General features: G+C 65.6%; 27 protein-coding genes. 19 read left to right on the top strand and 8 right to left on the bottom strand.

What is annotated here, in order from left to right; translation table 11 throughout:
• Positions 1–9: 9 nt before the first annotated feature.
• The 5 genes from rplI (at position 10) to hemH (ending at position 3,951) form a co-directional block, all read left to right on the top strand.
• A complete protein-coding gene (rplI, locus tag BLP96_RS07995; protein ID WP_089684900.1) occupies positions 10–456 on the top strand; it encodes a 50S ribosomal protein L9 in 447 nt (148 codons plus the stop codon).
• A 130-nt stretch (positions 457–586) separates the two neighbouring features.
• Positions 587–1,975: a replicative DNA helicase gene (gene dnaB / locus BLP96_RS07990; RefSeq protein WP_089684898.1), complete on the top strand. Its 1,389-nt coding sequence runs from the start codon at positions 587–589 to the stop codon at positions 1,973–1,975.
• A gap of 67 nt (positions 1,976–2,042) precedes the next feature.
• The gene (locus BLP96_RS07985; protein WP_089684895.1) at positions 2,043–2,330 is read left to right on the top strand and encodes a hypothetical protein; all 288 of its coding nucleotides are present in this window, start codon (positions 2,043–2,045) and stop codon (positions 2,328–2,330) included.
• 120 nt (positions 2,331–2,450) lie between these two features.
• Entirely contained in the window at positions 2,451–2,753 is a 303-nt protein-coding gene (locus BLP96_RS07980; protein ID WP_089684893.1) for a DUF6482 family protein, read from the top strand.
• A 124-nt stretch (positions 2,754–2,877) separates the two neighbouring features.
• Entirely contained in the window at positions 2,878–3,951 is a 1,074-nt protein-coding gene (gene hemH, locus BLP96_RS07975; RefSeq protein ID WP_089684890.1) for a ferrochelatase, read from the top strand.
• 10 nt (positions 3,952–3,961) lie between these two features.
• Here hemH and BLP96_RS07970 read toward each other — a convergent pair whose 3' ends face one another.
• The 6 genes from BLP96_RS07970 to BLP96_RS07945 are packed head-to-tail and all read right to left on the bottom strand — an operon-like array spanning position 3,962 to position 9,874.
• The gene (locus tag BLP96_RS07970) at positions 3,962–4,405 is read right to left on the bottom strand and encodes a Na+/H+ antiporter subunit G (protein WP_089684888.1); all 444 of its coding nucleotides are present in this window, start codon (positions 4,403–4,405) and stop codon (positions 3,962–3,964) included.
• Between the two features lie 16 nt (positions 4,406–4,421).
• On the bottom strand, positions 4,422–4,691 hold the full coding sequence (locus BLP96_RS07965; RefSeq protein WP_089684886.1) for a K+/H+ antiporter subunit F: 270 nt from the start codon (positions 4,689–4,691) through the stop codon (positions 4,422–4,424).
• Positions 4,685–5,182 (bottom strand): Na+/H+ antiporter subunit E, encoded by a 498-nt coding sequence (locus BLP96_RS07960; protein ID WP_089684884.1) that lies wholly within the window; start codon positions 5,180–5,182, stop codon positions 4,685–4,687. The genes BLP96_RS07965 and BLP96_RS07960 overlap by 7 nt, the downstream gene beginning before the upstream one ends.
• The gene (locus tag BLP96_RS07955; RefSeq protein WP_089684883.1) at positions 5,179–6,723 is read right to left on the bottom strand and encodes a monovalent cation/H+ antiporter subunit D; all 1,545 of its coding nucleotides are present in this window, start codon (positions 6,721–6,723) and stop codon (positions 5,179–5,181) included. Before BLP96_RS07955 ends, BLP96_RS07960 begins: the two co-directional genes overlap by 4 nt.
• Positions 6,723–7,064 (bottom strand): Na+/H+ antiporter subunit C, encoded by a 342-nt coding sequence (locus BLP96_RS07950; RefSeq protein WP_089684881.1) that lies wholly within the window; start codon positions 7,062–7,064, stop codon positions 6,723–6,725. The genes BLP96_RS07955 and BLP96_RS07950 overlap by 1 nt, the downstream gene beginning before the upstream one ends.
• Positions 7,064–9,874: a monovalent cation/H+ antiporter subunit A gene (locus tag BLP96_RS07945; protein WP_089684879.1), complete on the bottom strand. Its 2,811-nt coding sequence runs from the start codon at positions 9,872–9,874 to the stop codon at positions 7,064–7,066. Before BLP96_RS07945 ends, BLP96_RS07950 begins: the two co-directional genes overlap by 1 nt.
• Positions 9,875–10,381: 507 nt before the next feature.
• On the opposite strand from BLP96_RS07945, the gene BLP96_RS07940 reads away from it, so the two are divergent.
• The 9 genes from BLP96_RS07940 (at position 10,382) to rloA3 (ending at position 18,183) form a co-directional block, all read left to right on the top strand.
• Entirely contained in the window at positions 10,382–12,718 is a 2,337-nt protein-coding gene (locus BLP96_RS07940; protein ID WP_089685160.1) for a putative monovalent cation/H+ antiporter subunit A, read from the top strand.
• The gene (locus BLP96_RS07935; RefSeq protein ID WP_089684877.1) at positions 12,711–13,145 is read left to right on the top strand and encodes a Na+/H+ antiporter subunit B; all 435 of its coding nucleotides are present in this window, start codon (positions 12,711–12,713) and stop codon (positions 13,143–13,145) included. Before BLP96_RS07940 ends, BLP96_RS07935 begins: the two co-directional genes overlap by 8 nt.
• The gene (locus BLP96_RS07930) at positions 13,145–13,492 is read left to right on the top strand and encodes a Na+/H+ antiporter subunit C (RefSeq protein ID WP_089684875.1); all 348 of its coding nucleotides are present in this window, start codon (positions 13,145–13,147) and stop codon (positions 13,490–13,492) included. The genes BLP96_RS07935 and BLP96_RS07930 overlap by 1 nt, the downstream gene beginning before the upstream one ends.
• A complete protein-coding gene (locus BLP96_RS07925; RefSeq protein WP_089684873.1) occupies positions 13,489–15,006 on the top strand; it encodes a Na+/H+ antiporter subunit D in 1,518 nt (505 codons plus the stop codon). The genes BLP96_RS07930 and BLP96_RS07925 overlap by 4 nt, the downstream gene beginning before the upstream one ends.
• Positions 15,003–15,476: a Na+/H+ antiporter subunit E gene (locus tag BLP96_RS07920; RefSeq protein WP_089684871.1), complete on the top strand. Its 474-nt coding sequence runs from the start codon at positions 15,003–15,005 to the stop codon at positions 15,474–15,476. The genes BLP96_RS07925 and BLP96_RS07920 overlap by 4 nt, the downstream gene beginning before the upstream one ends.
• A gap of 14 nt (positions 15,477–15,490) precedes the next feature.
• Positions 15,491–15,760 (top strand): MrpF/PhaF family protein, encoded by a 270-nt coding sequence (locus BLP96_RS07915; protein ID WP_089684869.1) that lies wholly within the window; start codon positions 15,491–15,493, stop codon positions 15,758–15,760.
• A complete protein-coding gene (gene mnhG, locus BLP96_RS07910; protein WP_089684868.1) occupies positions 15,753–16,169 on the top strand; it encodes a monovalent cation/H(+) antiporter subunit G in 417 nt (138 codons plus the stop codon). The genes BLP96_RS07915 and mnhG overlap by 8 nt, the downstream gene beginning before the upstream one ends.
• A 153-nt stretch (positions 16,170–16,322) precedes the next feature.
• Entirely contained in the window at positions 16,323–17,588 is a 1,266-nt protein-coding gene (locus tag BLP96_RS07905) for a lytic murein transglycosylase (RefSeq protein WP_089684865.1), read from the top strand.
• A 19-nt stretch (positions 17,589–17,607) separates the two neighbouring features.
• Complete coding sequence (rloA3, locus tag BLP96_RS07900) at positions 17,608–18,183, top strand: retropepsin-like aspartic peptidase RloA3 (RefSeq protein ID WP_245682200.1); 576 nt, start codon at positions 17,608–17,610, stop codon at positions 18,181–18,183.
• Between the two features lie 40 nt (positions 18,184–18,223).
• Here the strand turns inward: rloA3 and BLP96_RS07895 are convergent, their stop codons facing one another.
• The gene (locus BLP96_RS07895) at positions 18,224–18,937 is read right to left on the bottom strand and encodes a 16S rRNA (uracil(1498)-N(3))-methyltransferase (protein WP_089684862.1); all 714 of its coding nucleotides are present in this window, start codon (positions 18,935–18,937) and stop codon (positions 18,224–18,226) included.
• A gap of 95 nt (positions 18,938–19,032) precedes the next feature.
• Here BLP96_RS07895 and phaR point away from each other — a divergent pair, with 95 nt between their 5' ends.
• The 5 genes from phaR (at position 19,033) to BLP96_RS07870 (ending at position 22,607) form a co-directional block, all read left to right on the top strand.
• On the top strand, positions 19,033–19,506 hold the full coding sequence (phaR, locus tag BLP96_RS07890) for a polyhydroxyalkanoate synthesis repressor PhaR (RefSeq protein WP_089684860.1): 474 nt from the start codon (positions 19,033–19,035) through the stop codon (positions 19,504–19,506).
• A 70-nt stretch (positions 19,507–19,576) separates the two neighbouring features.
• A complete protein-coding gene (gene purD / locus BLP96_RS07885) occupies positions 19,577–20,869 on the top strand; it encodes a phosphoribosylamine--glycine ligase (protein WP_089684858.1) in 1,293 nt (430 codons plus the stop codon).
• A gap of 46 nt (positions 20,870–20,915) precedes the next feature.
• Positions 20,916–21,356, top strand: a complete 441-nt coding sequence (locus BLP96_RS07880; protein ID WP_089684856.1) for an acyl-CoA thioesterase — start codon at positions 20,916–20,918, stop codon at positions 21,354–21,356.
• Positions 21,356–22,228, top strand: a complete 873-nt coding sequence (locus tag BLP96_RS07875; protein WP_089684854.1) for a phosphoribulokinase — start codon at positions 21,356–21,358, stop codon at positions 22,226–22,228. Before BLP96_RS07880 ends, BLP96_RS07875 begins: the two co-directional genes overlap by 1 nt.
• 37 nt (positions 22,229–22,265) lie before the next feature.
• Positions 22,266–22,607, top strand: a complete 342-nt coding sequence (locus BLP96_RS07870) for a histidine triad nucleotide-binding protein (protein WP_089685157.1) — start codon at positions 22,266–22,268, stop codon at positions 22,605–22,607.
• A gap of 125 nt (positions 22,608–22,732) precedes the next feature.
• Here BLP96_RS07870 and BLP96_RS07865 read toward each other — a convergent pair whose 3' ends face one another.
• Positions 22,733–23,152 carry an OsmC family protein gene (locus tag BLP96_RS07865; RefSeq protein WP_089684852.1) on the bottom strand — a complete coding sequence of 140 codons (420 nt, stop codon included), beginning with the start codon at positions 23,150–23,152 and terminating at the stop codon, positions 22,733–22,735.
• Between the last annotated feature and the right edge of the window lie 19 nt (positions 23,153–23,171).

Here is a 23,171-nt window from a genome sequence, read left to right as displayed (position 1 = left end):
GTTCACGAGATGGAAGTCATTCTGCTCGACAAGATTGGCAAGCTGGGCGGCCTGGGCGACCAGGTCACCGTCAAGCCCGGCTATGGCCGCAACTACCTGGTTCCCTACGGGCTGGCCGTGCCGGCGACCAAGGACAACATCGCTGCTTTCGAGACACAGCGAGCCGAGCTCGAGGCCCAGGCCGCCGAGCGCAAGGCCGAAGCCGAGGCGCGTGCCGCCCAGCTCGCCGACATCGAACTGTCGCTGGTCGCCAAGGCCGGTGACGAGGGCAAGCTGTTCGGCTCCATCGGACCTCGCGACCTGGCCGAGGCGATCTCCTCAGCGGGGATCGACGTCGCCAAGAGCGAGGTGCGCATGCCGGAAGGGCCGATTCGCGCCACCGGCGAGTACGACATCGACCTGCACCTGCATGCCGAAGTCGATGCCACCGTGCGCGTGGTGGTGGTGGCCGAATAAGCCGCTACGCCTGCTAGCGCTCTGCCCCGCACCCGACAGGGTCGCGGGGCTTTTCATTGGCGGCCGACGCATTTGGACGGCCGCTGGGTTGCGCTAGAATGACCCCTCGGCCCCGTGGAGTCCGTCTGTCATGAACGATGTCGTCGCCCCCGACCAGGAAACCGCAGCGCTCAAGGTGCCTCCGCACTCTCTAGAGGCGGAGCAGTCGGTGCTGGGCGGCCTGATGCTCGACAATTCCGCCTGGGACAACATCGCGGACCGGCTGGTGGCCGACGATTTCTATCGTTATGAGCACCGGCTGATCTTCAACGTCATGTCCAGGCTGGCCGAGGCGGCGCAGCCGCTCGATGTGGTGACGCTCTCCGAGGCGCTGGAGGGGCGCGACCAGCTCGAGACGGTGGGGGGGCTGGCGTATCTGGCGGAACTGGCGCGCAACACGCCGTCCGCCAGCAACATCCGCGCCTATGCCGACATCGTTCGCGAGCGCGCCACGCTGCGCAAGCTGATTCGCGCCGCCAGTCAGATCGCCGACGGGGCCTTCAGCCCCCAGGGACGGCCCGCGGACGAGTTGCTCGACGAAGCCGAGCGGTTGGTCTTCCAGATCAGCGAGGAACGACCCAAGAGCGGCGGCCCCATCGGCATGAGCGAACTGCTCGCCAAGGCGGTGGACCGCATCGACGAACTGTTCAACATGCAGGGCGAGATGACCGGCCTCTCCACCGGCTTTCGCGACCTCGACGAGATGACCTCCGGGCTGCAGGCGTCGGATCTGGTGATCATCGCGGGGCGTCCCTCCATGGGCAAGACGACGTTCGCCATGAATCTGGTGGAGCATGCGGTGATCTCCAGCGACAAGCCGGTCATGGTGTTTTCCATGGAGATGCCGGCCGATGCGCTGATGCTGCGCATGCTGTCGTCGCTGGGACGCATCGATCAGACTCGCGTGCGTACTGGCCAGCTCGAGGATGAGGACTGGCCACGGCTCACCTCGGCGGTGAACCTGCTCAAGGACAAACAGTTGTTCATCGACGACACGGCAGCGCTGTCACCCAGCGAGATTCGCTCTCGAGTCCGCCGGGTGGTCCGCGAGCACGGCAACCTCTCGATGATCATGGTCGACTACCTGCAGCTGATGCAGATTCCCGGTTTCTCGGAAAACCGGACCGGAGAAATCTCGGAAATCTCGCGCTCACTGAAAGGGATCGCCAAGGAGTTCGGTTGCCCGCTGGTCGCGCTCTCGCAGCTCAACCGCTCGCTCGAACAGCGCCCCAACAAGCGGCCCGTCATGTCGGATTTGCGGGAGTCCGGGGCCATCGAGCAGGATGCGGACATCATCGCCTTCGTCTACCGTGACGAAGTCTACAATCCGGACAACCCCGACAACCAGGGGCTGGCCGAGCTGATCATCGGCAAGCAGCGTAACGGTCCCATCGGTACCGTGCACATGGCTTTCATCGGCAAGTACACTCGCTTCGAGGATCTGGCACCCGACAGCTACGGCGAGGCGTTCGGCGGCTGAGCGGCTTGAGTCCCACCGGCGAGTTCGTATAATGCCGATCCCCTGAACAGTACATGAAGGAGACACCATGGCAGGCGGATTCAGGCGCGGCAAACGCACGCCCAAGCTGGAGGCGCGCGGCGAGCTGCAGTCGGTCGAGCGGGAAGGGCCGTTCAAGGAGTGGCTGGGCATGCCGGATCTCTACCGCTTCCATCTGGTGGTGGATGGCGAGGCGTACAGCTACCAGACGGAAGATGCCGAACTCACCGTTGCGGTCGGTGATCGCGTGGTGTTCCGCTACAAGGAAACCAAGGCGGGAAAATGGGTCGACCGCAACTCGCTTGCCAAGGCGATCGATCCCTCCGATTATCAGTGATTTGTGGAACCCTTCCGGGCGTCGAGGAGTCATAATTCCAATATTGGCTCGTCACCGTCGCGTCATCTTCCGGCGTCAAGCTGTGGCGGTGCGCCAATCACAAGACACTTGGAGAACGCCATGGAGTTTCACGACCTAGAGGCCTTCGCGGCCCATCGCGACAACTACGAGATTCGCGTCATCACCCACGCCGGCAGTCACTGCTATCAGGTCGAGCTGGAAGACCTGGAGGGAGCCCGTCATACCCTCGAGCGTCGCGGCAAACCCATGCTCTTCCGTTCGCTGGAGGATGTCTACCTGGAACTCAAGCGGGCCGGCATACATCGTGCCTTTCTGGTCCAGTACGTCCCCCATGACGAGGTCATCGGGCGCGAGGCTCACTACCGGGATCCGCTGACCTCGCGAATGCCGCTGGTGTTCTGAACGGAGATGCCACGAGTTTTCTGTAAGCTGTACAGATCGGCGTGATAGTACAACTTCATGCCATGGGCAAGCATTGCCTGATACACTGGGCCGACGCCGCTACTGATCACAAGGAGCCCAGGGCATGACAGCATCGCAAGTGGAGCTGGACCAACCTGGCCAGGGACGCCTGGCCCACTCACCCGCCGATCATCCGCCGATTCCGCGCGCCAAGGTGGGTGTCGTGCTGGCCAACCTGGGAACGCCCGATGCCACCGACTACTGGTCCATGCGCCGCTATCTCGGCGAGTTCCTCTCCGACAAGCGGGTGGTGGACTACCCCAGTTGGAAGTGGCAGCCGCTGCTGCAACTGATCATCCTCTCCCGGCGACCCTTCAGTTCCGGTGCCGCCTATCGAGGCATCTGGAACACCGAGAAGAACGAGAGCCCGCTGCTCACCATTACCCGCGAACAGACCCGCAAGGTCGCCGAGGGGCTGGAGGCGCTGTACGGCGATCGGGTGATGGTCGACTTCTGCATGCGCTACGGCAACCCCTCCACCGACAGTGTGCTGCGCCGGATGCAGGCCGCGGGCTGCGAGAAGATCCTGTTCTTTCCGCTCTACCCACAGTACGCCTCGCCGACGACGGCCACGGCCAACGATCAGGCCTTTCGCACCCTGATGAAGCTCAAGTGGCAGCCGGCGATTCGCACCGTCCCTGCCTACTTCGAGCATCCGCGGTACATCGACGCCCTGGCCAATTCGGTGGAAGAAACCTATGCCTCCGCCGAGGGGCGCCCCGAGGTACTGGTGGCGTCATACCACGGCGTGCCCAAGCGCTTCCTGATGGAGGGCGACCCCTATCACTGCCAGTGCCAGAAGACCACGCGTCTGCTGCGCGAGCGATTGCGGTGGGAGCCGGAGGCCATCGAGACCGCCTTTCAGTCGCAGTTCGGCCCCGAGGAGTGGGTGGGGCCGCAAACCGTGGATCATGTCGCCGAGCTGGCGAAACGAGGCAAGAAGCACATCGCGGTGATCTCGCCGGCCTTCTCGGCCGACTGCGTGGAGACGCTGGAGGAGATCAACGAGGAGATCAAGGAGAGCTTCCTCGAAGCCGGTGGTGAGCGTTTTACCTATGTGCCTTGCCTCAACGACCGCGACGATCACGTCCAGGCGCTGCTGGCGGTGATTCGCAACGAACTGGCCGGATGGTGCTGAGAACGGCGCCTCAGACGATCTCGCGGCGCTTGAGGCGCGACCGCTTGGCCTTGGTGCGCCACGGATGGTGGGCACGGGCCGGACGTGCCACCCGGCTCTGGCCGACGTCCTCGTCGCGGAACTCCGGCAGCGAGCCGCGCGTGCCGGTGTAGAAGCGCAGGTGCATGTGCAGGCCGGTCTTGGCCAGCATGTGCCCGGTCACCGGGGCGGTGATGAACAGGAACAGGGTGATCAGCAGCTCCTGAACGTGGAACTCGCGCTGGGTCACGGTGAAGTAGAGCATCGAAGCGATCAGCACGCAGCCGATGCCCAGGGTGGTGCCCTTGGTGGGGCCGTGCAGGCGCATGAAGAAATCCTTGAGCTTCAGCATGCCCAGCGAGCCGGTGAAGGCGAACAGCCCGCCGGCGACCAGCAGGAAGGCGATGATGCCTTCGGTGATGACATAGAACGTCATGATCTCGCCCTCTCCGTCATTCGATGATGTCGCCGCGCAGCAGGTAGCGGCAGATGGCCATGGTTCCCACGAAGCCCAGCATGGCGATGAGAATCGCGGCCTCGAAGTAAGTCTTGGTGTTCAGCCACAGGCCCAGCAGCACGATCAGAGCGATGGAGTTGACGTAGAGGGTGTCCAGCGCCAGCAGGCGGTCCGGTACGTCGGGGCCCACGGCCAGGCGATAGACGTTCATCGCCATGGCCATGACGATCAGCGTCAGGCTGATCCACAAGGCGGTGTCTAGCATTCGAAGATCTCCTTGAGCGGCCGCTCGTAGCGCTCCTGGATCTCGCGGATCAGGGCCTGTTCATCGTCCATGTCCAGGGCATGGATCAGCAGCGACGAGCTGTCCAGGCGGATGTTGGTGGAGACGGTACCCGGCGTCATGGTGATGGTGTTGGCCAGCAGGGTGATGGCGAGGCGATCCTTGAGGGCCAGCGGATACTCGATGAAGCCGGGGTGCGCCTCGCGACTGGGAGAGAGAATCAGCCGGCTCACCTGCAGGTTGGCGACGATGATGTCCCACAGCACCACCAGCACGAAGCGGGCCAGCTTGATCGGATGCTTGACGCGTGGCAGCGGCTCCCAGAAGCCCTGGGTCAGCAGAGGAATCGTCACGGCGAGGAAGCTGCCCAGCAGGATGTGGCCAAAGGCCAGGCTGCGCACCATCAACAGCCAGACCACCAGCAGCACCAGCGATAGTACGGGGGTCGGAAGGTAGCGTTTCAGGCGAGTCATGGCGCGTCTCCCTGGATGGCCTGGAACCGGGTGGCCCGAGCAGTCGGGGCATCGCCCAACAGTTCGGCGATCACGACCTGGGGCTGGGCGAGTTGCCGGGCCGTGGCCTGCGTGTACTCGCTCATCGGCCCGCCGAAGATCACCAGCAGCGGAGCACTGGCCAAGAGCCAGAGCACGCCGGCGAGCTGGGCGCCGCTGACGCGACCGGCAGCCACTTCACCCTTGTAGCTGGCCCAGAACAGCACCGAGCCGGCCCGCGACAGGGCGATCAGAGCGCACAGGCCGGCCAGCAGCAGCAGCGGCCACAGCCACAGCCGGGCGCTGTCCTCCACCGCTTGCATCAGCATCAGCTTGCCCAGGGCGCCGGCCAGGGGCGGCAGACCGGCCACGGCCACCGCCCCGACCAGGAACAGCCCGCCGAGCAGGAAGCGCTGATAGAGGCGCCGGGCACGCACCAGTCGGGTGCCGGCCTTGGCACGCTGCTGACCGATCAACTCGGCGACCAGGAACAGCGCGCCGCAGATCAGGGTGGTATGGGGAAGGTAGTAAAGCAGGGCGGTGTTGGCCGCCGGGCTTTGCAGCGCCGTGCCGGCCAGCAGGGTGCCTACCGAGATCAGCACCAGGTAGGCGATCAGGATGCGCAGATCGCGGGCGGCGAGCACGCCCACCGCCCCCAGCACCAGGGTCGCCAGGCCCGACCACCACAGCCAGGCGTCGATGGGCTCTTCCGCCGGACTGTCGGCGAAGATCAGCGTCTGCACGCGGAGAATGGCGTAGAGACCGACCTTGGTCATGATGGCGAACAGCGCCGCCACCGGGGCTGGGGCTGCGGCATAGGTGCGGGGCAGCCAGAAATAGAGGGGCAACAGCGCAGCCTTGAGGCTGAAGACCACGATCAGCAGCAGGCCGCCGGCGGTCACCAGAGCCGCCTGATCGTTGGGCATGTCGGCGACGCGGCGTGCCATGTCGGCCATGTTGAGGGTACCGGTCGCGCCGTAGAGAATGCCCAGCGAGATCAGGAACAGCGCCGAGCCGGCCAGGTTGAGGATCACGTAGTGCAGGCCGGCGCCCACCCGCGCCTTGCCGCCGCCGTGCATCAGCAGCGCGTAGGAAGCGAGCAGCAGGATCTCGAAGAAGACGAAGAGGTTGAAGATGTCGCCGGTGAGGAAGGCGCCGTTCAATCCCATCAGCTGCAGCTGGAATACGCCGTGGAAGTAGGCGCCGCGCTGGTCGTCGCCGGCGCAGGCGAAGATCACGCAGCCCACGGCCAGCACGGCGGTGATGGTCAGCATCAGCGCGGAGAGCCGATCGAGCATCAGAATGATGCCATAGGGCGCCTGCCAGTTGCCCAGAGCGTAGAAGGCCAGCTCGCCGCCGCTGGCGCGTGACAGCAGGGCGAGGTTGATCAGCAAGAGCAGGGCGGTGAAGGCCACGCTGAGTTGCCGCTGATGCCGTTCGGAGGTGCGGTTGGAGAGCAGTAGCAGAACCAGAGCCGCGGCCATCGGCAGGACGATGGGCAGGGCGAGCAGATGTTGGCTCATCAGCGTGTGTCTCCTTCTTCGCCCTGCTGGCCGTCAACGTGGTCGCTACCGAGTTCGCTGCGCGCCCGCACGGCGAGAATGACCACGAAGGCGGTCATGGCGAAGCCGATCACGATGGCGGTGAGCACCAGCGCATGGGGCAGCGGGTCGGTGGGGCTGATCGAGGCGCCGATGACCGGCGCCGAATTGGTGCGCAGTCCGCCGCTCGAGAACAGGAAGAGGTTCACCGCATAGGAGAGCAGCGACAGGCCGATGATGACCGGGAAGGTTCGACCGCGCAGCAGCAGGTAGATGCCGCAGGCGGTGAGCACCCCGACCACCAGTGAGAACAGAGCTTCCATCAGCGTTCCTCCAGACTCGGACGGTGGATGGTGGTGACCCGGCCCAGGTTGACCAGAATCATCAGGGTGGCGCCGACCACGGCGAGGAAGACGCCCAGATCGAACAGCATCGCCGAGGCCAGTTCGAAGTCGCCGATCAGCGGCAGGTGGAAGTGGCCGAACGACGCGGTCAGGAAGGGGTAGCCGAACAGCCAGCTGCCGACCCCGGTAGCCAGGGCGACGGCCAGCCCCGAGACGGCGATGACGGGATAGGAAACGGGCAGCCGGGCCCGCGTCCAGTCGTGGCCGCGCGCCATGTACTGCAACAGCAGGGCGGTAGCGGTGATCAGTCCGGCGATGAAACCGCCGCCGGGCTGGTTGTGGCCGCGCAGGAAGATGTAGACCGAGACCAGCAGGGCAAGCGGCAGCAGGATCTGCGATACCACGGCCAGAATCATCGGATGGCGCTGCTGGGACCAGCGGATGCCCTCGACGTTACCGGCGGGCATGAAGAGCTTCAGGCGGTTGAGCAGCTTGAAGGTGGCCAGGCCAGCCAGGGTGAGCACGGTGATCTCGCCGAAGGTATCGAAGCCGCGGAAGTCGACCAGAATGACGTTGACCACGTTGGAACCGCCGCCTCCGGGTACGCTCTCGCGCAGGAAGTAGTCGGCGATGGACAGCGTTTCGCGGGTCAGCAGCGCATAGTTGAGCATGGCGATCACCAGCCCCATGGCCACGGCGAGGATCAGGTCGCGCAGGATGCGTCGACCGGAGACCAGCAGCGGCGGGCGCTGGGGCAGGAAGAACAGTGCCAGGATCATCAGGATCATGGTGACCACTTCCACCGACAGCTGCGTCAGCGCGAGGTCTGGCGCCGAGAAGCGCACGAAAGCCAGCGAGACCATCAGACCGACCACCGACAGCATCAGGATCGACACCAGTCGCCAGCGGTGACTCAAGGCGCTGCCGATGGCACCGAAAATGGCCAGCGCCGCGCCCAGTACCAGCATGGCGTCCAGCGACTGCAGGCCGGCCGCACCGGTGAGGGTATCCAGCTTCATCAGGCCGATGCCGACCATGGCCAGGGCACAGAGAATCAGCAGGGCCTGGTAGCGCTGCAGCGAGCCGTTCTCCAGGCGCAGGGTCAGCCACAGGGCTGCCTTGATCACCCGCACGACGGCAGCCTCGAAGATCCGGCTGGCATCGCGTGCCGGGAACAGCGTGGCCACCGCCGCGAAGCGACGCTGCTGGCGAAGCACCACGACGCCGCCGGCCACGGCGATGGCGCTCATCAGCAAGGGCAGATTGAGGCCGTGCCACAGCGCCAGGTTCAGTTCGGGCGTGGATGCGCCCTGGATGGCCAGGCTCGCGGCGCTGACCAGGGGGTCGGCAAGGGTCATCGGGAACAGCCCGACCAGCAGGCTCATGACGGCCAGGAAGAGCCCCGGTGCCAGCATGCCGCGTGCAGGATCGTGGACCTTCAGGGGTGGCTGAGCCTTCTCCTCGCGGGTCAACTTGGGGGCGGCGAAGAACAGGCTCCAGATCAGGCGCAGAGAATAGGCGACCGACAGGGTGGCGGCGAGCACCACCAGCAGTGGAATGATTCCGCTCAGCGCGCCCAGCAGGCCGGTCTGCAGGCTCTGGTCGAGGAGCATTTCCTTGGACAGGAAGCCGTTGAACGGCGGGATGCCGGCCATGGCGGCGCCGGCCAGCAGGGTCAAGGTGCCGGTGAGCGGCATCATCGACCACAGCGCGCCGAGGCGGTCGATGTCACGGGTACCGGCTTCATGATCGATGATCCCCACGCTCATGAACAATGCGGCCTTGAAGATGGCGTGGTTCAGGATGTGAAAGGCGGCAGCGGCCAGCGCCAGCGGGCTGCCGAGGCCGAGCAGCAGGGTGATCAACCCCAGGTGGCTCACCGTCGAAAAGGCCAGAATGCCCTTGAGATCGCGCTCCAGCAGGGCGAACCAGGCGGCATACAGCATGGTGGCAAGCCCCGCCAGGGTCAGGCACAGTGACCACAGCGCGGTATCGCCGAGGGCCGGGTTGAGGCGTGCCATCAGGAAGACGCCGGCCTTGACCATGGTTGCCGAATGCAGGAAGGCGGAGACCGGCGTGGGCGCTGCCATGGCGTGGGGCAGCCAGAAGTGGAACGGAAACTGCGCCGACTTGGTGAAGGCGCCGAACAGCACCAGGGCGACGATCAGCGTGTAGTGTTCGGAGGCGCGAACGACGTCGCCGGCAGCGAGCACCTCGCCAAGGGCGAAGGTGCCGGCAGCCTGCCCGATCAGCAGGAAACCGGCGAGCAGCGCCAACCCGCCGGCCCCTGTGACGGCCAATGCCATGCGCGCGCCACGTCGGGCGTCGCTGCGGTGTCCCCAGAAGCCGATCAACAGGAAGGAAGAGATGCTGGTCAACTCCCAGAACAGCCACAGCAGGATCAGGTTGTCGGCCATGGCAATGCCCAGCATGGCGGTCATGAACAGCATCATGTAAGCGAGGAAACGACCGTCGTCCTCGTCGGCGCTGAGGTAGTGGCCGGCGTAGTAAAGGATCAGACTACCGATACCCAGGATGAGCAGGGCGAACAGCAACGTCAGGCCATCGATGCGCAGTGCGAGGTCGAGGCCGAGCAGCGGCATCCAGGGTATCTGCAGGCTGACCACGTCGCCGGCCAGCACGGCCGGTGCCTGGGACAGCGCCAAGGCCAGCGCGAGCAGGGGGGCGACGAGGGTGGCGTTGACGCAGGTGCGACGGCCATGACGCGAGGTCATCACCGGCACCACGATGCCAGCGATGGTGAGAAGGGGAATCCACAGCAATGACATTGGTGGTTCGTCCATTCTGACGACGGTTACGGTGGCATCGCCGCCAGGACCGGGCCGGCGCATGATCGGGGCATCGATGCGGGGCGTCGTGCAATGCGTCAAATGCCGCAGGCAGGCGCATTGGGTCGAAGGCGATGCGGGATCGCGCCGCTGACCCGTTGGGAACGTCACATGAACAAACGGCGGTGGCTTGTTATTCTGTCGGGCCCATTGCTCGACGGGAGACGCCGCTGGCGGTCAGCCGCGGCGCAGAGTTTATCGGCTTTGTCGGGGCAGATACACCCGCCTGGCGGCGCATGGGCTCATCCATTGGGATAAGGCTTCGAGGAAAAATGACCGGCGTCAATTTACTCGCCGGAGAATGGTCGCCGTATCGCCTGAACCGCTGCCGTTGGCGTGTCGGCAACACTCTGCACTAGGCTCCAAAAGGGTCAGCGGGTGGCTTGGTCGGCGGCTTGACCCGCGGGCAATGGCGGCAGGGAAGGGAAACGGGAAGAGGACATGATGATGCAAATAGCCGTGCTGTCGGGGTTCGTACTGGCGGCCTTTGCGCCGCTCTTGTATCGCTGGCTGGGCCAGCGTACGGCGGCGATCATGGCTCTGTACCCCTTGGCCATCGTGGTGTGGCTGCTGGCACAGTGGCCCACCGTGGTGGGCGGCGGAGACCCCGTGTGGCTGGAGATGGCTTGGGTGCCCGGCATGGACATCACCCTGACCTTCTTCATCGACGGTCTCGGTCTGCTGTTCGGACTGCTGATAGCGGGCATCGGCGCTCTGGTCCTCGTCTACGCCGGCGAGTACCTGCGCGGCCATCCCGATCTGCCGCGTTTCCTGGTGATCATCACGGCCTTCATGATGTCCATGCTGGGGCTGGTGCTTGCCGACAACCTGGTCACCCTGTTCGTGTTCTGGGAATTGACCAGCATCACCTCTTACCTGCTGATCGGTTTCAACCACACCGATCTCTCCGCGCGCAAGGCAGCCTTGCAGGGGCTGTTCGTGACCGTCGCCGGCGGGCTGGCATTGCTGGCCGGTCTGGTGATGCTGGGCGTCGCGGGCGAGAGCTGGTCGCTGGCCGAACTCGCCACGCGTGGCGAACGACTGCGCGGCCATGATCTCTATACGCCGATGCTCATCTGCCTGCTGCTGGGCGCCTTCACCAAGTCGGCGCAGTTTCCCTTCCACTTCTGGTTGCCCAACGCCATGGCGGCGCCCACGCCGGTATCGGCCTATCTGCACTCGGCGACCATGGTCAAGGCCGGCATCTACCTGATGGCGCGCCTGCAGCCGAGCCTGGGGGGAACCGAGCTCTGGGTCGTCACGCTCTCGCTGGTCGGGGGAGTGACCATGTTCACCGGCGCTTTCCTGGCCATCCGCCATACCAACGTCAAGAAACTGCTCGCCTATTCGACGGTCATGGCGCTGGGCACCTTGACCATGCTGCTGGGGATCGGCACCGAGGGGGCGCTGATCGCGTTCGTGACCTTCCTGCTCGCCCACTCTCTCTACAAGGGCGCACTGTTCATGGTGGCGGGCATCCTGGACCACGAAACCGGCACCAAGGACGTCACTGCCATGGGAGGGCTGAGAGCCCTGATGCCGCTGACGTCGGGGGTGGCGTTGGTCGCCGCGCTCTCCCTGGCGGGAGTGCCGCCGCTGCTGGGCTTCATCGGCAAGGAGTTGATGCTCGACTCGGTGCTGGGCGCTTCGCACTTCATGGCATTGCTTCTATTGCTGGCTTTCATGGCAGCCATCCTGACCATCGCCGTGGCGGCCGTCGTGGCGCTGCGGCCTTTCTTCGGCGAGCAGCGTCAGACTCCGCGAGCGGCGCACGAGCCACCGCTGGCGATGCTGCTCGGGCCGGCGGTGCTGGCAGTGGCGTCTCTGCTGCTGGGTCTGGTGCCTGGGGGGCTGGATCGCCTGGTCGGGGTCACCGTGGCAGGCATCGGCGCGGCGCGGGCGGGTGATGTCCATCTGGCCCTGTGGCACGGCATCAACCTGCCGCTGTTGATCTCCCTGGTGGCCCTGGTGCTGGGGTGGGTGACGTATCGGCGCTGGGATCGGGTGCGCGCCCGGCTGGCCTATCTCGATCCGCTCATGGCCCGCGGACCCGAGGCGGGTTACGACGCCGTCATGACGGCGATCGTGCGCGTGGCGGAGTGGCAGACGCGCGCCTTGCAGAATGGCTATCTGCGCAACTACCTGGCGATGACGCTGCTGGTTCTGGTCGGCCTGGTGGGGCATGCCTTCTTCTTTCGGCATGCGCCCCAGTTCGCGTTCTCGGTCGACGTCTACCTGCACGAGGCGGTGGTGGCCGGGCTGATGATTGCCGGCGCCGTGACAGCCTGCCTGATGAAGTCGCGTCTGGCGGCTGTGGCGGCGGTGGGCGTGATGGGGTTCTCCATCGCCCTGACCTTCGTGCTGTTCAGTGCCCCCGACCTGGCGATCACCCAACTGCTGGTCGAGACGCTGACGGTGATCCTGCTGGTCCTGGTACTGTTTCGTCTGCCGCGTTTCGCCAACCTCTCGGCGCCGACGGAGCGCCTGCGCGACCTGGTGGTCGCCAGCGCGTTCGGCATCATGGTGACGCTGCTGATGCTGGCGGTGCTGGGCGGCGAGCGCTTGCCGCGCATTTCGGATTACATGGTGGAGAACAGCCAGCCGCTGGGCCATGGTCACAACATCGTCAACGTGATACTGGTCGATTTCCGTGCGCTGGACACGTTGGGCGAGATCTTCGTGCTGGCCCTGGCGGCGATCGGCGTCTACGCCATGCTGCGCTTCCATGCCGCCGCGCCTGGCGGGCGTCAGCCGACACCTCGGCGGGAGGAAGACGATGGTTAAGTCGGGTACGCTGATTCTCAATGTGGCGGCGCGTTTCCTGCTGCCGCTGCAACTGCTGTTTTCGCTGTTCCTGCTGCTGCGTGGGCACGATGAGCCCGGCGGGGGCTTCATCGCCGGCCTGGTGGCCGCCGGCGCCTTCGCGCTCTACCTGTTCGCCTTCGGACTGACGGCGCTGCGCGCCATGATCAAGGTGTCGCCGCGCGACCTGGTCGGACTGGGGCTGCTGCTGGCGTTGCTCTCGACCTTGCCGGCCTGGTGGCAGGGGGAGCCGTTCTTTACCTCGCAGTGGTGGACGATCCCCCTGATCGGCTACAAGGCTTCGACACCGCTCATCTTCGATATCGGCGTCTATCTGGTGGTGCTCGGCTCGGTATTGACTGCGCTGACCGCACTGATGGCGACCGACCGCGATCCCGAGGAGGCATGATGGAACCCTTGATGGCCGTGTCGATCGGCGTGCTCTTTGCCTGTGCCATCTACATGATGCTGCGCCGTTCGATCGTCAAGCTGGTGATCGGGCTGATGCTGCTCTCCAATGCTGCCAATCTGCTGATCTTCTCGACGGCAGGCATGGTGCGCGGCAAGCCTCCGCTGGTGCCCGAGGGGTTGGCGTCACCGGCAGGCAGCGTGGCCGACCCGCTTCCCCAGGCGCTGGTGCTGACGGCCATCGTGATCGCCTTCGGCGTGCTGTCGTTTTCCGTGGTGCTGCTGCGTCGTGCCTGGGAGGTCGTCAGGGCCGATGACCTGGACAAGATGAAGGATACCGATACGTGAACCCACTGATCGCTCTCCCCATCCTGATACCGTTGTTTTCCGGTGCGCTATCGCTGGTATTCTGGCGATTTCGCGGCATGCAGCGCTTCATCGCCGTGGGGGGAACGGCGGCCCTGCTGCTGTCGGGCATCTGGCTCCTCGATGCGGTCTCCGAGCAGGGCATCCTCGTTTCGCAGATGGGCGGCTGGCCGGCGCCGTTCGGCATCAGTCTGGTGGCCGACCTGCTCGGCGCGATCATGGTGCTGCTGACCGGCATCATCGGTTTTGCCGTGGCGATCTATTCCCTGGCGAGCATCGGTCGCGGCCATGTGGCCTTCGGCTATTTTCCGTTGATGCACCTGCTGTTGGCCGGCGTGGCCGGGGCCTTTCTCACCGGGGACATCTTCAACCTCTACGTGTGGTTCGAAGTGATGCTGGTAGCCTCCTTCGCCTTGCTGATACTGGGCAGCGAGAAGGCGCAGATGGAAGGGGCGATCAAGTACGTGACCCTCAATTTGATGTCGTCGGTGATCTTTCTGATCGCGGTCGGTCTGCTGTACGGCAAGGTGGGCACCCTGAACATGGCGGACATCGCGCAACGCCTGGCGCTGCTGGAAGGCGACGGCATGGTGGACGTGCTGGCCATGATGTTCATGGTGGCATTCGGCATCAAGGCGGCGGCGTTTCCGCTGTTCTTCTGGCTGCCGGCGTCCTATCACACGCCGCCGGTGGCGGTGTCGGCGCTGTTTGCCGGGCTGCTCACCAAGGTGGGGGTCTATGCGCTCTACCGGGTGTTCACGCTGATCTTCCATCACAGTCCGGGCTACACCCACGAGATCCTGCTGTGGGGCGCGGGACTGACCATGCTGTCCGGCGTGCTGGGAGCGGCGGCGCAGTTCGAATTCCGGCGCATCCTGTCGTTCCACATCGTCAGCCAGATCGGCTACATGATCCTGGGTCTGGCGCTGTTCACGCCGCTGGCCATCGTCGGCGGCGTTTTCTATATCATGCATCACATCATCGTGAAGACGAATCTGTTCCTGATCAGCGGCATCGTGCACCGCTTGCGCGGCACTTACGACCTCAAGAAGCTCGGCGGCATCTATCGGCGCTATCCTTGGCTGGCCGTGCTGTTTCTCATACCGGCACTGTCGCTGGCGGGGATTCCGCCGCTGTCGGGGTTTTTCGCCAAGTTCATCGTGATTCGTGCCGCCATCGAGGCGGAGGCGTATGGCGTGACCTTCATCGCCCTGCTGGTGGGACTGCTGACGCTCTATTCGATGATCAAGATCTGGGCCGAGGCGTTCTGGAAGACATCGCCGGAGGATGGCGATAGCGACCCGTACCCGGAAGTGAGTCATCGCGAACTGTGGCTGGTCGGGGCGCCGGTGGTAGCGCTGGCGGTGTGCACACTGGTGATCGGTTTCAACGCCGAGCCCATCTACGCGTTGGCCGAGGCGTCGGCCGACCAGCTGTTGTCGCCGGAGCGCTACATCGAGGCGGTACTCGGCGCGAATTCGGAGGTGCAGCCATGATCGGGGCCGCCTGGAATCTGCTGCTGGGCTTTGCCTGGGTGGTGCTGTCGGGGGACTTCAGCGGGCGCAACCTGCTCGCCGGGCTGGTGTTCGGCTACCTGGCTCTGGCACTTCTGCAGCCGCAGGTGCCGGCACTGGCCGGCTATGCGCAACGTCCGCCTCGGCTGATCGCCTTCGTGGGGTTCTTCCTCAAGGAGTTGCTGCTGGCCAACCTCAAGGTGGCCTTCGACGTGGTGACCCCGCCCTGGTACATGCGGCCGGGGGTCATCGCCATGCCCCTGACCGCCGAAAGCGATTTCGAGATCGCTTTCGTGGCCAATCTGATCTCGCTGACGCCGGGAACCCTGAGCCTCGATGTCTCGGATGACCGCAAGGTGCTCTATATCCATGCCATGTTCCTGGATGACGAGGAGGAACTGCGCAGCGGCCTGGCCGAGCTCGAACGACGAGCGCTGGCGCTATTCGACTGAACGTGGAGGTGACATTGCCGACCGTGATCCTGCTGAGCCTCGTATTGATGACGTTGGCGCTGTGCCTGGTGTTCGCACGCCTGTTCATCGGCCCCAGCCTACCCGACCGAGTCGTGGCGCTGGAGCTGTTCTCGTCGATGATCGTCGGCATCATCGGCGTGGTGGCCATCGCTACGGACGTGCCGAGTCTGCTGGACGTGGCCATCGTGATGGCGCTGATGGCCTTCATGGCGGCCATTGGCTTCGCTCGCTTCCTGGAGCGTGGAGGGCCGCGAGATGATTGACGTCGTCAAGCAGGGCTTGATTCTTGCCGGTGCCATCTTCATGTTCCTGGCATCGCTGGGACTGCTGCGTCTGCCGGACCTGTTGACGCGCATGCACGCTACCACCAAGGCGGCCACGCTGGGGGCGACGCTGATCATGCTGGCCGTGGCCCTGCACTTCGCCGATGTGGCCATCGTTGCCCGTGCGTTCGGGGTCATCATCTTCATCATGATGACGGCGCCGGTGGCGGCGCACGTCATCGGGCGAGCGGGCTACTTCGTGGGGTCCAAGCTGTGGGACGGGACGGTGAAGGACGAGTTGCGCCCCAATTACGACCCCCTGACCCACGAACTCAAGAGCGGACGCGAGACCGAAGCCAATGCGCGGTGCGAGGCGAAGCTCACGCCGCGCGAGGGTGACGGTCAATAGCGCCGAGCGCCATGCCAAGTCCGGTAGCGCTTCGGCGCCTGGCCTGTATCGGGATTGTTGCCGAACTGCTGGAACCGGGCCTGCCGAGGTGGTCGTGATACGCGATCTGCGCGATGATCGCCTCTGCACACTCCATGAAGGACAGGAAACACCATGAAGCGCACCCTGACCCTCGGCCTGATGATGGCGCTGCTGGCCGGCTGCCAGGGCAGCCCTGCCGGCGTGGCGAATGCCGCGGACGGACTGGCTGCCGACCAGGCGGCCGAGTCGGCCGATGACATGGCAGAAGCAGCGGCCACGGTCGGCGATTTCGCCGCCTGGCTGGCAGACTTTCGACGCCAGGCCCGCGCCGAGGGAATCGACGCTGCGACCCTCGATCAGGCCCTGGATGGGCTGCGCTATCGGCCTCGAATCATCGAGCTCGACCGCTCCCAGCCCGAGTTCGTGCGGCCCATCTGGCAGTATCTCGACAGTGCCGTCTCGGCGAGTCGTGTCACCACCGGGCGCGATCGTCTGGCCGAGCATCGCGACACGGCGAGAGACGTCGCGCGGCGCTATGGAGTCCCGGCCGAAATTCTGGTGGCGATCTGGGGCGTGGAGAGCAACTATGGCGGCAATTTCGGCGACTTCTCCACCCTCGAGGCTCTGGCCACCCTGGCCTTCGATGGGCGGCGCCGCGACTTCGCCCGCGACGAGCTGATGGCGGCGCTGCGCATCATCGAGGCGGGTGACATCGCCCCCGAGCGCATGATCGGCTCCTGGGCCGGGGCCATGGGACACACGCAGTTCCTGCCCTCGAGCTTCACGGCCTATGCCGTCGATGCCGACGGCGATGGTCGCCGTGACATCTGGGGCAGCATCCCCGACGTACTGGCCTCCACGGCCAACTACCTGGCCGAGTCGGGCTGGCAGCCGGGCGCTACCTGGGGAGAGGAGGTGCGCCTGCCCCCGGGCTTCGATTATGCCCAGGCCGAACTCTCCACGCGGCGCTCGAGCCGCGAGTGGGCCGAGCTGGGCGTGCGCCCGGTAGGCGGCGGTGAGCTGCCGGACTTCGAGGCGGCGGCGGTGATCACGCCGGCCGGGGCGAGCGGACCGGCCTTCCTGGTGGGCCCCAACTTCCGCGCCATTCTGCGCTACAACAATGCGACCAGCTATGCCTTGGCCGTGGGCACCCTGGCCGAGGAAATCGCCGGCCGCGATGGCATCCTGGCCGGTTGGCCGCGCGACGAGCAGCCGCTGGCACGCCGTCAGGTCCGTGAGATGCAGCGCTCCCTCAATCGGCGCGGCTACGAGGTGGGCGTGGCCGATGGCATCCTCGGTCCCAATACCCGTCGCGGCCTGCGCGAATTCCAGCGCGCCATTGGCGAGATCCCCGACGGCTTCGCCACGCGCCGCCTGCTGGAACGACTGACCGATTAGCACGATGAGGAGAACGTGGATGAGACAACGCAGCCTGGTAGCGGCACTGGCCGCGGCACTGCTGGCGCTCGCTGCGGGTGGTGCCCAAGGCGAGGCAAAGGTTTTCGGCTGGGTGGAGAAGGCGACGCTCGAACCTTGGGGCGTCGAGGTGAAGGCCAAGCTCGATAGCGGCGCTCTGACCTCCTCCCTGGATGCCCAGGACATCGAGCGCTTCGACAAGGATGGCGAGCGCTGGGTGCGATTCCGCCTGGAGCTCGAGGACGAGGCGAGCGGCGAGACCTTCTCCAAAACGCTGGAACGACCGGTCTACCGCCGTTTGAAGCTGATCGGCGCCGGTGGCAGCGATCGCCGTCCGGTGGTCCTGCTCGAGGTATGCCTGGGCGACACGATCTACGAAGAGCAATTCAGCCTGCGCGACAGGGGGGGCATGAATTACCCGATGCTGCTCGGGCGCCGTACCATCGGGCATCTGGGGCTGCTCGACGTGACCGAGACCTTTCTGACCGAGCCCGACTGCGGCGAGGATGCTGAACTGGTGGAGCATGACCCCGACGAGGAAGCCCCACCTGACGGCGGGAAGACCGAAGAGAGCTAGCCGTGCGTCGGAGTCGACCGGCGTTGAGTCCGGCAGTCCGCTAGAAGAGGCGTGCCAGCAGGGCGGTGACTGCCGTCTCCACGCGCAGGATGCGCGGCCCCAGGTGAATGCCCTGGCAGCCCGCGGCCTGCAGCCGTTCCACCTCCCAGGGAATGAAACCGCCTTCCGGCCCGACCAGCAGCAGGGTCGGTTCGTGAATCCCGCGTGGGCATTCGGTCGGCATGCCGGGGTGAGCGAACAGGCCGCGACGGTCGTCGAGCAGGCCGGGCAGTTCGTCCTCGACGAAGGGGCGAAAACCCTTGGCCAGGGTGACCTTCGGCATTGCGGTGTCGCGAGCCTGTTCCAGGCCCAGCACCAGATGCGCGTGGATCTTGTCGGCAGTGAGCTCCGGCGACTGCCAGTAGCTCTTCTCTACGCGCCGGGTGTTGAGTAGGGTGAGTTCCTTCACGCCCAGCGCGGTGACGTGCTCCAGGGTTCTCGCCAGCATGCGAGGTCGCGGTAGTGCCAGCACCAGGTGCACCGGCAGCGGCGGCGGAGAGGCCTGGTCCAGGGCGTCCAGGGCGAAGCGTGCCTCGTGGGCGTCGAGGGAGAGCAGTTCGCCGTGGCCGATGCCGCCGCCCTCGACGCCCACCGTCAAGCGGTCGCCCGGGCGAGCGCGATGCACCTCGTTCAGGTGGCGCAGGCGACGAGGGTTTCGCACTCGGGCCAATCCGGGGGTGACGAGGTCGTCGGGAGCAAGCAGTATCAGGTTCATCGGCTCTCGTGAAAGGCTTGGATTTGCATGGGCGGTGGGGCGGTGCACAATAGCGGCATGACGAGCGCCCGCCAGCCACGACAAGGAGAAACGCCGTGCGCGTGATTCGCAAGTATGCCAACCGTCGGCTCTACGATACGGAACAGAGCCGCTATGTGACCCTCGAGGATCTGCGCCGCCTGATTCTCGATGAAATCCCTTTCCGCGTCGAGGACGCCAAGAGCGGCGAGGATCTGACCCGCACCATCCTGCTGTCGATCATCATCGAGCAGGAGCAGGCCGACGGCGAATCGCAGGTCTTTTCCAACGACCTGCTGGCGCAGTTCATCCGCGTCTACGACATGGCCCAGCCACTGCCGCTGGCCCGCTATCTCGAGCAGGGCACGCAACTGATGCTCGAGCAGCAGAAGCACATGCAGGACCAATGGCAGCAGGCCATGCGCCACTCGCCCATGGAGCTGATGCGCGAGCTGGCCGAAGAGAACATGCGCTTCTGGCAGCAGACCATCGGCCAGGCCGCCAACGGCAAGGGCCAAGGCGATGGCAAGGAAGACGACAAGACGTCGTGAGGCAAGCGGCGTTGCCCAGCGCTTTCTGACATAATGCCGCGACGTGACGAGATGCCAAAGGGTTGAATGAATGAAGGTGCTGATCATCGGCGGCGGTGGCCGCGAACATGCCCTGGCCTGGAAGATCGCGCGGTCGCCGCGCGTCGACCGCGTCTTCGTGGCCCCCGGCAATGCCGGTACCGCCCACGAGGCGGGCGTGGAGAACGTTGCCATCGATGTCGCCGATCTCGATGGCCTGGTGGCCTTCGCCCGCGAGCGTGATGTGGCCCTGACCGTGGTCGGCCCCGAGGCGCCGCTGGTGGCCGGCGTGGTCGATCGCTTCCGCGCCGCGGGACTGACCGCCTTCGGCCCGACCGCGGGTGCCGCCCAGCTCGAAGGGTCCAAGTCCTTTTCCAAGGACTTCCTGGCCCGCCACGCCATTCCCACCGCCGAGTACCGCACCTTCACTGCGGTGGCTCCGGCGCTCGAGTACCTCGCCGAGCAGGGGGCGCCCATCGTCATCAAGGCCGATGGGCTGGCTGCGGGCAAGGGCGTGATCGTCGCCGAAACCCTGGCCGAGGCCGAGGCGGCGGTGCGCGACATGCTCGAAGCCAACGCCTTCGGCGATGCCGGGGCGCGGGTGGTGATCGAGGAATTCCTCGACGGGGAAGAGGCGAGTTTCATCGTCATGGTCGACGGCGAGACGGTACTGCCGCTGGCCACCAGTCAGGACCACAAGCGCGCCTACGATGGCGATGCCGGCCCCAACACCGGGGGCATGGGCGCCTATTCGCCGGCGCCGGTGGTCACCGAAGCGGTGCATGAGCGCATCATGCAGCGCGTCATCCAGCCCACGGTGCAAGGCATGGCGGCGGAGGGGTATCCCTATACCGGCTTCCTGTATGCCGGCTTGATGATCGACGCCGAGGGCAACCCCAAGGTGATCGAGTTCAACTGCCGCTTCGGTGACCCCGAGACTCAGCCGATACTGTTGCGTCTCCGGTCGGACCTCGCCGCGCTGTGTCTGGCCGGGGCACGGGGCGAGCTGGCCGGCCATACCTGCGACTGGGACCCGCGTGCCGCCGTGGGCGTGGTCATGGCTGCCGGCGGCTATCCGGGCAGCTACCGCAAGGGCGATGCCATCCACGGGCTCGACGCTGCCGAGGACACCGGCTGCCAGGTCTTCCATGCCGGCACCGCCGAACGGGATGGCCGGGTCGTCACCGCCGGCGGTCGGGTGCTGTGCGTCACCGCGCTCGGCGAAGGCGTCAGCGCGGCGCGCGACCTCGCCTATCGCGGCGTGGCGGCGATCCACTGGCCCGATGTCGAGTATCGTCGCGACATCGCGTTCCGCGCCATCGCCCGGGAGCGCCGGGCCGGCTGATCGCCCCGCGCCCCGCGATCCGCGAACGACAAGAGGAGGCGTCAGCATGGAGCGCATCAGACTGGACTTCCCTGACGAGGCGATCATCCACCGCCACACGCTGGCGGTGCGCATCACCGACATGAACTACGGCCGCCACCTGGGGCACGACGCCCTGGTGTCGCTGCTCCATGAGGCGCGCGTGGCGGCATTGGCATCGCTAGGCCTCGTCGAATGGGACCTGGGCGGCTGCGCCAGCGTGGTCGCCGACCTCGCCGTGCAGTACCAGGCCGAGGCGCGCTGGCCCGATGCGCTGATGGCGGAGACCGCCGTGCGTCCGCCCGAGGGCAAGGCGCTCACCGTCTACCAGCGCCTGCGCCACGCGGATGACGACCGGCTGGTGGCCACGGCGCGGCTCAACCTGGTGCTGCTCGACCCGGCGAACGGGCGGCCCGCCGCGGTGCCGGCGAGCGTGCGCGATGCCCTCGTGCAGGCAGGAGCCGCCTGATGTCCCGCGAGTATCCGGTCATTGCGGTGACCGGCTCCTCGGGGGCCGGCACCACCACGGTGAAGCGTACCTTCGAGCGCATGTTCGCCCGTGAGGACGTGCACGCCGCCTACGTCGACGGCGATGCCTTCCACCGCTACACGCGCGACGAGCTGGCGCGCATCTTCCGCGAAGAACCCGAACGCAAGGATGAGCTCTCGCACTTCGCCGTGGAGGCCAATCTGCTCGATCGCCTCGAGACGCTGTTTCAGGAGTACGGCGAGCATGGAACCGGTACCTATCGCCACTACATCCATGCCGAAGACAAGCAGATGATCGAGGCCGGCTATCAGGTCGGTACCTTCACCGAGTGGCAAGCGCTGCCCTGCGGTACCGATCTGCTCTTCTACGAAGGATTGCACGGCGGGCTGGTCACCACCGATCACGACATCGCCCGTCACGTCGACCTGCTGATCGGCGTGGCGCCGACCATGAATCTGGAGTGGATACAGAAGATCGACCGCGACACCAAGCTGCGCGGCTACTCCCAGGAAGCGGTGATCGACACCATCCTGGGCCGCATGGACGACTACGTGCGCTACATTCAGCCGCAGTTCTCGCGGACACACATCAATTTCCAGCGCGTGCCCACCGTGGACACCTCCAACCCCTTCGAGGTGCAGGACATTCCCACCGACGCCGAATCCTTCGTGGTGATTCGTTTCCGCGATCCCTCCACGGTGGACTTCCCCTGGCTGCTGGCAATGATCCAGGATGCCTTCATGAGTCGCCCGCATACCCTGGTGGTGCCGGGCTCGCGCATGCCGCTGGCCATCGAACTGATCATCGCGCCGCTGGTGCGCCACCTGCTCGCCCAGCGCCGTTTCCGCTGAACCGCTCATTCGAACCACGCCACGGAGATCGATGACCATGGATTGCCTGTTCTGCAAGATCATCAATCGCGACATTCCTGCCGACATCGTCTTCGAAGACGACGAGGTGCTGGCCTTCAACGACATCAACCCCCAGGCGCCCACCCACATCCTGATCATTCCCAAGCGCCACATCGCCACTCTCAACGACATCGCCGACGAAGACCGCGCCCTGGTGGGACGGCTGCCCCAGGTTGCAGCCCAACTGGCCAGGGAGAGAGGCTTCGCCGACGACGGCTACCGGGTGGTGATGAACTGCAATGAACAGGGCGGTCAGACCGTCTATCATATACACATGCATCTGATGGGCGGCCGACGCTTTACCTGGCCGGCTGGGTAGTCGGCATCTCTGCGGGCAACCGCGCGAATTGCGGCGTTCGGCGCATCGGATGCATCCCAGGTGTCGCTGCATGGCGCACCTGGGTCTCGGTCGGCTTTGCCTGTCCGGACAGACGGCTAGTGCAGTCAGGCGTCGACGATGGAGAACGAGTGGCTGATTTCCACGCCACCCTGGGCGAGCATGATCGAGGCGCTGCAGTACTTGTCGGCAGAGAGTTCCACGGCGCGCTGCACCTGTTTCTCCTTGAGCCCGTTGCCGCTGACCGTGAAGTGGACGTGTATCCGAGTGAACACCGCCGGTACGGCATCGGCGCGCTCGGCCTCGATGTGGGCCACGCAGTCGCTGACCGGAGCGCGGGACTTCTCGAGGATCTCCATCACGTCGAAGGCGGTGCAGGCGCCCATGCCCATCAGCAGCATCTCCATGGGGCGCGGGCCGGTGTTGCGGCCGCCGTGGTCGGGCGGCCCGTCGATGACCACGCTGTGGCCGCTTCCCGATTCGGCGACGAACTGGCGGCCGTCGGTCCATTTCACAGTGGCTTGCATGGCGGGTTTCCTCGAGTCG

The sequence above is a fragment of the Billgrantia gudaonensis genome (assembly GCF_900100195.1).
In the GTDB taxonomy this organism is placed as follows: Bacteria; Pseudomonadota; Gammaproteobacteria; order Pseudomonadales; family Halomonadaceae; genus Halomonas; species Halomonas gudaonensis.
Note: the sequence above shows the minus strand (reverse complement) of the source record. Positions and strands in the feature narration are given on the sequence as shown.

What these genes read in the sequence shown, in the direction of transcription:
- rplI (WP_089684900.1), top strand. Translation starts at nt 10, where the DNA reads ATGGAAGTCATTCTGCTCGACAAGATTGGCAAGCTGGGCGGCCTGGGC.
- dnaB (WP_089684898.1), top strand. Translation starts at nt 587, where the DNA reads ATGAACGATGTCGTCGCCCCCGACCAGGAAACCGCAGCGCTCAAGGTG.
- BLP96_RS07985 (WP_089684895.1), top strand. Translation starts at nt 2,043, where the DNA reads ATGGCAGGCGGATTCAGGCGCGGCAAACGCACGCCCAAGCTGGAGGCG.
- BLP96_RS07980 (WP_089684893.1), top strand. Translation starts at nt 2,451, where the DNA reads ATGGAGTTTCACGACCTAGAGGCCTTCGCGGCCCATCGCGACAACTAC.
- hemH (WP_089684890.1), top strand. Translation starts at nt 2,878, where the DNA reads ATGACAGCATCGCAAGTGGAGCTGGACCAACCTGGCCAGGGACGCCTG.
- BLP96_RS07970 (WP_089684888.1), bottom strand. Translation starts at nt 4,405, where the DNA reads ATGACGTTCTATGTCATCACCGAAGGCATCATCGCCTTCCTGCTGGTC.
- BLP96_RS07965 (WP_089684886.1), bottom strand. Translation starts at nt 4,691, where the DNA reads ATGCTAGACACCGCCTTGTGGATCAGCCTGACGCTGATCGTCATGGCC.
- BLP96_RS07960 (WP_089684884.1), bottom strand. Translation starts at nt 5,182, where the DNA reads ATGACTCGCCTGAAACGCTACCTTCCGACCCCCGTACTATCGCTGGTG.
- BLP96_RS07955 (WP_089684883.1), bottom strand. Translation starts at nt 6,723, where the DNA reads ATGAGCCAACATCTGCTCGCCCTGCCCATCGTCCTGCCGATGGCCGCG.
- BLP96_RS07950 (WP_089684881.1), bottom strand. Translation starts at nt 7,064, where the DNA reads ATGGAAGCTCTGTTCTCACTGGTGGTCGGGGTGCTCACCGCCTGCGGC.
- BLP96_RS07945 (WP_089684879.1), bottom strand. Translation starts at nt 9,874, where the DNA reads ATGTCATTGCTGTGGATTCCCCTTCTCACCATCGCTGGCATCGTGGTG.
- BLP96_RS07940 (WP_089685160.1), top strand. Translation starts at nt 10,382, where the DNA reads ATGCAAATAGCCGTGCTGTCGGGGTTCGTACTGGCGGCCTTTGCGCCG.
- BLP96_RS07935 (WP_089684877.1), top strand. Translation starts at nt 12,711, where the DNA reads ATGGTTAAGTCGGGTACGCTGATTCTCAATGTGGCGGCGCGTTTCCTG.
- BLP96_RS07930 (WP_089684875.1), top strand. Translation starts at nt 13,145, where the DNA reads ATGGAACCCTTGATGGCCGTGTCGATCGGCGTGCTCTTTGCCTGTGCC.
- BLP96_RS07920 (WP_089684871.1), top strand. Translation starts at nt 15,003, where the DNA reads ATGATCGGGGCCGCCTGGAATCTGCTGCTGGGCTTTGCCTGGGTGGTG.
- mnhG (WP_089684868.1), top strand. Translation starts at nt 15,753, where the DNA reads ATGATTGACGTCGTCAAGCAGGGCTTGATTCTTGCCGGTGCCATCTTC.
- BLP96_RS07905 (WP_089684865.1), top strand. Translation starts at nt 16,323, where the DNA reads ATGAAGCGCACCCTGACCCTCGGCCTGATGATGGCGCTGCTGGCCGGC.
- rloA3 (WP_245682200.1), top strand. Translation starts at nt 17,608, where the DNA reads ATGAGACAACGCAGCCTGGTAGCGGCACTGGCCGCGGCACTGCTGGCG.
- BLP96_RS07895 (WP_089684862.1), bottom strand. Translation starts at nt 18,937, where the DNA reads ATGAACCTGATACTGCTTGCTCCCGACGACCTCGTCACCCCCGGATTG.
- purD (WP_089684858.1), top strand. Translation starts at nt 19,577, where the DNA reads ATGAAGGTGCTGATCATCGGCGGCGGTGGCCGCGAACATGCCCTGGCC.
- BLP96_RS07880 (WP_089684856.1), top strand. Translation starts at nt 20,916, where the DNA reads ATGGAGCGCATCAGACTGGACTTCCCTGACGAGGCGATCATCCACCGC.
- BLP96_RS07875 (WP_089684854.1), top strand. Translation starts at nt 21,356, where the DNA reads ATGTCCCGCGAGTATCCGGTCATTGCGGTGACCGGCTCCTCGGGGGCC.
- BLP96_RS07870 (WP_089685157.1), top strand. Translation starts at nt 22,266, where the DNA reads ATGGATTGCCTGTTCTGCAAGATCATCAATCGCGACATTCCTGCCGAC.
- BLP96_RS07865 (WP_089684852.1), bottom strand. Translation starts at nt 23,152, where the DNA reads ATGCAAGCCACTGTGAAATGGACCGACGGCCGCCAGTTCGTCGCCGAA.